Genomic DNA, 8,436 nt, shown 5'->3' on the forward strand with positions numbered 1-8,436 from the left:
CCCACGCAGGTCGACGCGACTATTGTCGTAAGAAAAATTGCTTTCTCACTCGGTATCCGGCTTCGGGAGCAGTCGCACATCCGCAATGAAACTTTCCACACTCTGCAGATGCGGCTGAACGCTCTTCGGGAATGACGCAACTATAGGCGATGGTACAACAAGTTTCACTCCTGCGTCGGTCATCTCACGGAACTGACCTTCCGAAACCCCCTCCTGAAGTGTGAGAAGATGCTTCACCCGTATCCGGTCGGCTTCGTTGAGAACTTGGCGCCACCGATCCTTGCAGGTTGTTTTGACCGCCAGCATTCGCAGGTTGCCCGAAGGATATCCTACGTTGCGATAAGCCATCTGCGATGGAAATAGGAAATCAGGCCGTCGACCGGGTTCCGATTCCGGACCATGTGAAAAATCGACGTCCTCGCAAAGCCGTTCTTCTATAAAAATCTCTCGAGCATGCAGTTCCAGAGATCGCCCGGAGCGGGACTTGCGACGCTGCAAAATCGTCTGTGCGCGCGAAATGAAATCATCGACGGTTGTGAAGCCCGCCTTGATGATCGGTAGCTCTATTGCCTCCTCAACGCTGCGGAACAACTGAAACTCACACTCGCGGCGGCGCATCAATCTATGATCCGGGTCAAGCGCCGTATCGGCCCGTAGTTCAACAGCCTTGCGGATGATCTCTACACCGCTCGGGAAGCGCGCGAGCCAAGCAGGCGGAATCTCTTCGGGCTGGAGCCAGCAATCTGCTCGTGGCTTGGGCTGAGAACTGAACAACGACGGTTGCACGAGTCGGTCCGGCGACCAAATAGTCCATTTGCTCGGTTCGACTGGCCCAATGCGATCCTCGACCAAGTCTTCCTCGGTTTCGTGCCGGCAGACCCACACATGGCATTCGGTCGCCGCGCCATTCTCATCAAGCACAAACGCGAATACCGTCAGCGCACCGGTACTCTCCGGATCGAGAAGCGCCGAACTGCCTCCGCCGAAACCTGTGATCCTCGCCTCATTGCGACCGCCGTGCGGGTTTTCGTGAAACTTGTTGTTGTAGTAGATTACTCGTACGCGCCGATGATCAGCATGGGAGTCTATATACACATCGAGGTGGAGATCAGGATTCTTGACGTCGGTTCGGTTGATCGACGGGAAGATATCGAACAGGAACGAGCGCGGAATATATGGGCCTGCCTGGTGGGAGCCGTTGGCCAACGTGTCGTTCCCTGAAAGGCGTTTAACATACCAAACAAAAGAAGGACCGGAGAAACCATCGATCCAGTCCGTCAGATCAGCAAGTGCCATAGTCACCCTCACGGCCACTGATTTCGTAGTCGTCTGTGTCGCTGTGCAGCCACGCGGCTATGCCATCGATGACTGCATCGACTGGCAAACGCGTTCGCCCCTTCAGCGCACACTCCCAAACGGTAAGCACGCGCCAGCCCGCGCCCTTCAATGCGTCGGCATTTCGCTCGTCCCGCTCTGCATTTCCGCCGATCTTTGCACGCCAGAATTCCTGCCGTGAAGATGGCCAACGGAAGAGGTGACAGTCATGTCCATGCCAGAAGCATCCCTGTACGAGGATGACAGCACGTCGACTGGGGAAGACAATATCCGGACGCCCCGGCAGTCTGCGATCATGAATACGATAGCGAAAGCCGCGCGCATGCAGAGCTCGGCGTACCAGCATTTCTGGGGCTGTATCTTTGCCCCGAATGCCAGACATCATCCGGCTACGCGTTGCTTTGTCTACAACATCAGCCAACGAGCGGCAGTTCTCTCTGCAGGTCCTCCTGATCCACTGCGTCCGAAGCGCCAATGAACGGAGCCATGTGCTTAGCAACTGCTTGAACCACGGGCACAACCACCGCGTTGCCGAACTGCTTGTAGGCCTGTGTATCCGAGACGGGTATCGTGAACTGGGCCTCGCCGGGTCGCTCGAAACCCATCAAACGGGCGCACTCCCGCGGGGTGAGTCGGCGCGGATTTCCGTTCCCTCGGCTGACAAGAATCTCCGAACCATCCTTGTAGTAGCGCGCCGAAAGCGTGCGACTCACGTCACCAGGCCCCACTAGGCCGAAACCAAATCCATTTCCACGCGCTTTATGCTTTGCTGCATATTGCTGGAGATAACCCCACAAATGGTCCGTCAGTATATATTTTGCACTCACGCGTCCATCCTTGTCGGTAAAGGGTTTGTCAGGTGCCTCGGTTCCATCTTCCGGGTGCAGAATGCTACCGAGCTTCGGTCCATTCAAAGGATCAGGCAGTATGAGATCATCTAAAGAGAAGCCGCTTGCATCGCGGAAGCCGACTATGAATATGCGCTCGCGATGCTGCGGGACAAAAGATTTGGCGTCAATCACGCGGGTGTGAACATGGTACCCGAGCTTCTCGCGCAGCGTTCGTCGAATGACATCAAACGTTCTGCCGCGGTCGTGATTTACTAGATTCTTGACGTTCTCCAGCAGGAAAGCCTTCGGACGGTGATGTGCAAGGATTCGTTCGACTTCGAAAAACAGCGTACCCTGTGTTTCACACAGAAAGCCATGCGGCATCCGCAGAGCGTTCTTCTTCGAAACCCCAGCGATCGAGAATGGCTGACACGGAAAGCCCGCCAGCAGAACATCATGCTCCGGAATCGAGGCAGCTGGAATTTTGGTGATATCACCGGCCAGTTCATGATCGCAGTTGTAGTTCGCCTTGTAGGTCGCTTGAGCATATCGATCCCACTCGCAGGTGAATACACAACGCCCACCTAGCGGTTCGAAACCGCGACGAAGCCCGCCGATCCCGGCGAACAGATCCACGAATCGAAACTTCTCGTCTGGCGCCTCTTGGGGCTGACTGCGCCGAATGATTTCTTCAAGTAACGCCAGCGCCGCCTTGCGCGGCTGCGTCTGTCCCCGCTCCCAGCGATAGAGCGTGCTCACTGAGAACCCGACCAGAGGTGCCAGTTCATCGATGGAAATTCCCGCCTGCTGCCGCAGGCTCGAGAAGTCTGGCTGAACGGTTTGAAGCATAGCCCCTCGCTAGGTATTTTTTTGTCATACTGCCAGGATTTGACACGCGAAACAAGAACAAAACGTGAAGTTAGAGCTGTTGCGGATAAATCGCCCGCCGAGCGCGGGCGGGCAGGATGGACGGACAGGGTCCGATGTATGGCTATGAGAGCACGGCGCCGCGTCGCTGCGCCATCCCCCATCTTGGGATTCCCAAACATTCCCAATAGCTTGAGAGTCCACTTCGGGCGATTCTCCCGCCCATGCGGACCTTCCTCCATCGCCTTCTCGGCATCGCGCGCGCTCGCGGCTTCGACGCTGCGGGTTGCGGGCGGCGTTGGGAGGGGGCGCGGACGGTCGATGGGCTGAACGCGGCGATCCTGGCGGGGGCGACCACGGCGGCGCGGCGGGCCGGGTGGTACGCGCGGAACAATCCGTGGGTCGCGGCGGCGGTGGACAGCCTGGTCGGCAATGTCGTCGGCGCCGGGATAAAGCCGCAATCCACCCATCCGGACCGGGCGGTGCGCGAGCGGCTGCAAGCGCTCTGGCTGCGCTGGACGGATCACGCCGCCCCCGATGGGCTGGCGGATTTCTACGGTCTGCAGGCCATGGCCGTGCGCGCGATGGTCGAGAGCGGCGAGAGCTTCGCCCGGCTGCGCGTGGCCAGCGACGCCGCCAGCATTCCCCTCCATCTCGAGCTTCTGGATCGCGAGCAGGTTCCCATGGATCTGCACCGCGAGATCGGCGGCGGGGCGCGGATCCGCGCGGGCATCGAGTTCGATGCCGCCGGTCGCCGGGTCGCCTACCGGGTCTTGTCCTCCCGCCCGGGCGATCCGCTGGGGTCTCTCCGCATGGACCCGCTCCGCGTCCCCGCCGCCGATTGCCTGCACCTGTTCAAGCCGCTCGCCGCGGGCCAGCTGCGCGGCATCACTTGGCTGGCGCCGGTGCTCCTGCGGCTGCATGAGCTCGACCAGTTCGAGGACGCCGCGCTGGTGAAGGCCAAGGTCGCGGCGCTCTTCACCGGCTTCATCACCGATCCCGACGGCACGGCGGGCGGGCTCTCGGGCACCAACACCGGCGGCGCGCTGACCGTGGGCATGGAGCCCGGCAGCCTGATCCCGCTGCCGCCCGGCACCGACATCCGCTTCTCGAACCCGACCGAGCACGACGCCTACGCGCCCTTCGTCAAGAACCACCTGCGCGCCGTCGCGGCGGGGCTGGGCCTGCCCTACGAGCTGGTCTCCGGAGACCTGGAGGGCGTCACCTATTCCTCGATCCGGGCCGGGCTCATCGAGTTCCGTCGCCGCGTCGAGCAGTTGCAGCACAACGTGGTGGTGCATCTGTTCTGCCGCCCCGTCTGGGAGCGGTTCGTGCGGCTGGCTGTGCTGACCGGCGACCTGCCCGCGCGTGACTTCGACCGGAACCCGGACGCCTACCTGGGCTGCGAATGGCTGCCGCCGAAGTTCGACTACGTCGATCCGATGAAGGATGTGCAGGCCGAGATCATGGCGATCGGCGCCGGGCTCAAGAGCCGGTCCCAGGCAATCTCCGAGCGCGGCTACGACGCCGAACAGGTCGATGCCGAGATCGCCGCCGACCGCGAGCGCGCGGAGGGGCTGGGGCTCGCCTTCGGCCAGACGGGGTCGCCGCAGGAGAAGGAGGCCGCCGATGGCTGAGACCGAGACAACCCCGGCATCGAGCCGCTCAAACGTCGGAACCGACAACGTTTGCCTGCTCACGCGTCGCGCGACGCTGGCGCCCGCCACCGCCGATCCGGAGGCCCGCACCGTCGAGGTGGTCTGGTCCACCGGTGCGCCCGTGCGCCGCCGCGACATGGCGGGGCCATACATCGAGCGGCTGAGCCTCGCGCCCGAGGCCGTGGACCTGTCTCGCCTCGAGGGCGCCAGCGTCCTCGATGCGCATCGCCAGACCGCGGTGCGCGACGTGCTGGGCTCCGTCCGCAGCGCCGCCGTCGACGGCAAGCGCGGCACCGCCGTCATCCAGTTCTCGGCGCGGCCCGAGGTCGAGCCGGTCTGGCAGGACGTGCTGGCGGGCATCCTGCGCCACGTCTCGGTCGGCTACTCCGTCGAGGATTGGGCCGAGACCGCCGAGAACGGCGCGCGCGTGCTGACCGCCGTGCGCTGGACGCCCCACGAGATTTCCCTGGTGCCGACGCCCGCCGATCCCGGCGCCCACATTCGCATGGAGACAGAGATGACCGACACGACCACCCGAGGGGCCGCCGACACGGCGCCGACCACCCAGACCCGCGCCGAGGCGAATGCCGAGATCCGCTCCATCGCTCGGATCGCCGGGCTGGACCAGTCCTGGATCGACAGCCAGATCGACGGAGGCGCCGATCCCGACACCGCCCGCCGCGCGGCCTTCGAGGCGCTGGCCAAGCGCTCCGCACCTGCGATCCGCACCGAGCAGGTCCGCGTCGAGATGGGCGAGAGCCAGGACGATCCGACCCTGCGCGCCCGGCAGATGGGCGAGGCGCTCTACGCCCGGATCAACCCGCGCCACGAGTTGAGCGAACCGGCCCGGCGCTACGCCTATTCGACACCCGTCGACATGGCGAAGGAACTGCTGACGATGCGCGGCGAGTCCACCATGGCGCTGTCGCCCGCGAGCCTCGTCACCCGCGCGCTGCACACCACATCGGACTTCCCGATCATCCTCGGGGACACGGTGGGCCGCGTGCTGCGCGACGCCTATCAGGCCGCACCCTCGGGCATCCGCCGCCTCGGCCGCCAGACCACGGCGCGGGACTTCCGCGCGGTGAACAAGATCATGCTGGGCGAGGCGCCGCTGCTGGAGAAACTGAACGAGCACGGCGAGATCAAGGCCGGGACCATGGCCGAGGCGCGCGAGGCCTACAAGGTCGAGACCTGGGCGCGGAAGATCGGGATCACCCGGCAGGTGCTGGTCAACGACGATCTCGGCGCCTTCGCGGACCTCGCCCGTCGCATGGGCCAGGCTGCGGCCGAGACCGAGGCGCGGATCCTCGTGACCCTCCTCGAGGCGGGCAGCGGCAACGGGCCGACCCTATCCGACGGCAAGACGCTGTTCCACGCCGATCACGGCAACAAGGCGGGCACCGGCGCGGCGATCTCCGACGCGACCCTCTCGGCCGCCCGGCTGGCGCTCCGCACGCAGAAGGGCATCGAGGATCGCACGATCCGCGTGACGCCCCGCAACCTGCTGGTCCCACCCGCGCTGGAGACCACGGCCGAGAAGTGGCTGGCCTCCATCGCGCCCGCGACCGCGGCCGACGTGAACCCGTTCTCCGGGTCGCTCTCGCTGGTGGTCGAGCCGCGCCTGTCTAGCGCCACCCGCTGGTACGTCACCGCCGATCCCGGCGAGATCGACGGGCTGGAGTTCGCCTATCTCTCGGGCGCGGAGGGCCCGCAGGTCGAGAGCCGCTCGGGCTGGGACGTGGACGGCGTGGAGATCCGGGTGATCCTGGATTTCGGGGCCGGGTTCATCGACCACCGCGGCTGGTTCATGAACGCGGGCGCGTGATGGCCGACCTCGCCCAGCTCACCGCCTGGCGGGACGCCCTGATGGCCGCGCGCTACCGGGGCGTCCGCACCGTCGAATACGACGGCAAGCGCGTCACCTACGCGAGCGACGGCGAGATGGCCGCCGCGCTCGCGGACCTCAACCGACAGATCGCGGGGGCGACCGACCGCATCTCGGTCGTCCGCATCCAATCCTCGAAAGGGCTCTGAGATGAAGAATTACCTCCAGAACGGCCACATCGTCCGCGTCACCACGCCCGCGGGCGGCATCGCCTCGGGCGACGCGCTGATCGTCGGCAGCATCTTCGGCATCGCCGCCTATTCCTCGGCCGAGGGCGATCCCGTCGAGCTCTCCACCACCGGCGTGTTCCAGCTGCCGAAGGCCAGCGCTGCGGTCCTCACCGTCGGCGCGCGCGTGGCCTGGGACAACACGACGAAGGAAGTGACCACCCCGGCCGCCGGGCGCTTCCCCATCGGCGTGGCGGTCGAGGCGGCGGGGAACGGCGTCACCAGCGTCGCTGTGCGGCTGGATGGGATCGCGACGGCGGCGGCGTGATGGCGCGGGCAAATCGCGTTGGCGGTTGCAACGCGATTTTCTCGGGATGTTGGTTTCTCCGACATCCCCTGCGAGAACCTCTTCAGGGCGTCTGTTTCTTGAGGTGACGGGGGCGGGCCGATAGAAAATCGCAGGGGCTTCGGCGCTCCGAATAGGGTGCCACGAACAAGGAGTGCCGATTGAACCTCGACATCCCGGAACTGCTCACCGACCTTGCCGCGCGCAGGCCGGTCTTTCATTCGGAGGCTGACCTTCAGCATGAGCTGGCGTGGCACCTGCGCGAAGTGCACCCCGATCTTCAGGTACGCCTCGAATACCCGCTCGCCCGTCCGAGCAATGCGGCCATCGACATCCTGGTCAGGAATGGCGGTCAGGAGATGGCGCTGGAACTGAAGTACCTGTGCCAACGCGTCGAGTACCAGGTCGATGGCGAGCCGTTCGCGCTCAAGCCGCAAGGCGCACAGGACACTCGACGTTACGACGTGCTGAAAGATATCATGCGCATGGAACAGTTCCGGGCCAGCCGACCCGGCGCTTCTGCCGCAGTCCTCGTGCTCAGTAATGATCCCTCATATTGGAGAGGGCGGAAGAGCGCTGGCGCAAGCGACGTTGCGTTCGAGCTGCGTGAGGGTCGGACGGTGACGGGGATACTGGACTGGGCGGATCACGCCGGGCCAGGGACGAAGCGCGGACGGGAAGCGTCCATCGTCCTCAAGGGTGCCTATGCCATGAACTGGCGCGATTATTCCCGCATCGACGGGCGCTTCGGACAGTTCCGTTTCCTCTACATTCCGGTCGCGTCTGGCTGAGCATGTTCGCCCTCGGCGTAGATCGCGTCGGTGATCCGCTTGAGCAGCGCGGCGTGGTCTGCGAGGCCCGTGACATGGCCCCAGTTCACGTCTTCTGGGCTGGCGAAGAAATGGTCCTCGCTGGCGGCGCGGATGCGGTCGAGCGCCGCGTCGATCTCGGCCTTGCGCGCGATGAAGGCGGCGAGCGCGGCGTCGTTGGTCTTCGGCATGGGGTGGTCTCCCGTGGTGGTGTCGGGGACCATCAGGCTCGCGGGCGCGTCTCGATCAAGCGGAGAGTGGGGCGCGAGTCGGCGCCATTCGTTGACACGGGGCGTCGGGGTTCTGTTGACACAGTGTTGACACGGGCGCGGAACACAAAACGCCTCCCGTGCGGGAGGCTCTCAAGCGACTGTATTCTTTGAGGAATTTGGTTGCGGGGGTAGGATTTGAACCTACGACCTTCAGGTTATGAGCCTGACGAGCTACCGGGCTGCTCCACCCCGCGGTGTGGGTGAGGACGTTGTGAGGTTTTTGTCTGTTTTGCAGGCCTGGCGACGACCTACTCTTCCGACGCT

General features: G+C 64.3%; 9 protein-coding genes and 1 tRNA gene. 5 read left to right on the forward strand and 5 right to left on the reverse strand.

All coding sequences use genetic code 11. The features are described from left to right. Positions 1–45: 45 nt before the first annotated feature. From L2U69_RS17355 to dcm, 3 genes are read right to left on the reverse strand one after another with little or no spacing between them, the layout of a single operon-like run. On the reverse strand, positions 46–1,296 hold the full coding sequence (locus tag L2U69_RS17355; RefSeq protein WP_236108398.1) for a type II restriction endonuclease: 1,251 nt from the start codon (positions 1,294–1,296) through the stop codon (positions 46–48). After that, positions 1,283–1,720, reverse strand: coding sequence for a very short patch repair endonuclease (locus L2U69_RS17360; RefSeq protein ID WP_329605422.1), 438 nt, complete (start codon positions 1,718–1,720; stop codon positions 1,283–1,285). Before L2U69_RS17360 ends, L2U69_RS17355 begins: the two co-directional genes overlap by 14 nt. 28 nt (positions 1,721–1,748) lie before the next feature. Continuing rightward, positions 1,749–3,014: a DNA (cytosine-5-)-methyltransferase gene (dcm, locus tag L2U69_RS17365; protein WP_329605423.1), complete on the reverse strand. Its 1,266-nt coding sequence runs from the start codon at positions 3,012–3,014 to the stop codon at positions 1,749–1,751. A 242-nt stretch (positions 3,015–3,256) separates the two neighbouring features. Here dcm and L2U69_RS17370 point away from each other — a divergent pair, with 242 nt between their 5' ends. From L2U69_RS17370 to L2U69_RS17390, 5 genes are all read left to right on the forward strand, one after another. Continuing rightward, a complete protein-coding gene (locus L2U69_RS17370) occupies positions 3,257–4,669 on the forward strand; it encodes a phage portal protein (RefSeq protein WP_236108400.1) in 1,413 nt (470 codons plus the stop codon). Further along, positions 4,662–6,518 carry a prohead protease/major capsid protein fusion protein gene (locus L2U69_RS17375; RefSeq protein ID WP_236108401.1) on the forward strand — a complete coding sequence of 619 codons (1,857 nt, stop codon included), beginning with the start codon at positions 4,662–4,664 and terminating at the stop codon, positions 6,516–6,518. The genes L2U69_RS17370 and L2U69_RS17375 overlap by 8 nt, the downstream gene beginning before the upstream one ends. Continuing rightward, positions 6,518–6,727 (forward strand): phage head-tail joining protein, encoded by a 210-nt coding sequence (locus L2U69_RS17380; RefSeq protein WP_113290898.1) that lies wholly within the window; start codon positions 6,518–6,520, stop codon positions 6,725–6,727. Before L2U69_RS17375 ends, L2U69_RS17380 begins: the two co-directional genes overlap by 1 nt. A 1-nt stretch (position 6,728) precedes the next feature. Then, complete coding sequence (locus L2U69_RS17385) at positions 6,729–7,073, forward strand: DUF2190 family protein (RefSeq protein ID WP_236108402.1); 345 nt, start codon at positions 6,729–6,731, stop codon at positions 7,071–7,073. A 179-nt stretch (positions 7,074–7,252) separates the two neighbouring features. Next, positions 7,253–7,882, forward strand: coding sequence for a hypothetical protein (locus tag L2U69_RS17390; protein ID WP_236108403.1), 630 nt, complete (start codon positions 7,253–7,255; stop codon positions 7,880–7,882). Here the strand turns inward: L2U69_RS17390 and L2U69_RS17395 are convergent. After that, positions 7,858–8,091: a hypothetical protein gene (locus L2U69_RS17395; protein WP_236108404.1), complete on the reverse strand. Its 234-nt coding sequence runs from the start codon at positions 8,089–8,091 to the stop codon at positions 7,858–7,860. The two genes, L2U69_RS17390 and L2U69_RS17395, sit on opposite strands and share 25 nt — an antisense overlap. Positions 8,092–8,289: 198 nt before the next feature. Continuing rightward, positions 8,290–8,366, reverse strand: a tRNA-Met gene (locus L2U69_RS17400). Between the last annotated feature and the right edge of the window lie 70 nt (positions 8,367–8,436).

The organism is Zavarzinia marina (assembly GCF_021568905.1).
GTDB lineage: Bacteria > Pseudomonadota > Alphaproteobacteria > Zavarziniales > Zavarziniaceae > Zavarzinia > Zavarzinia marina.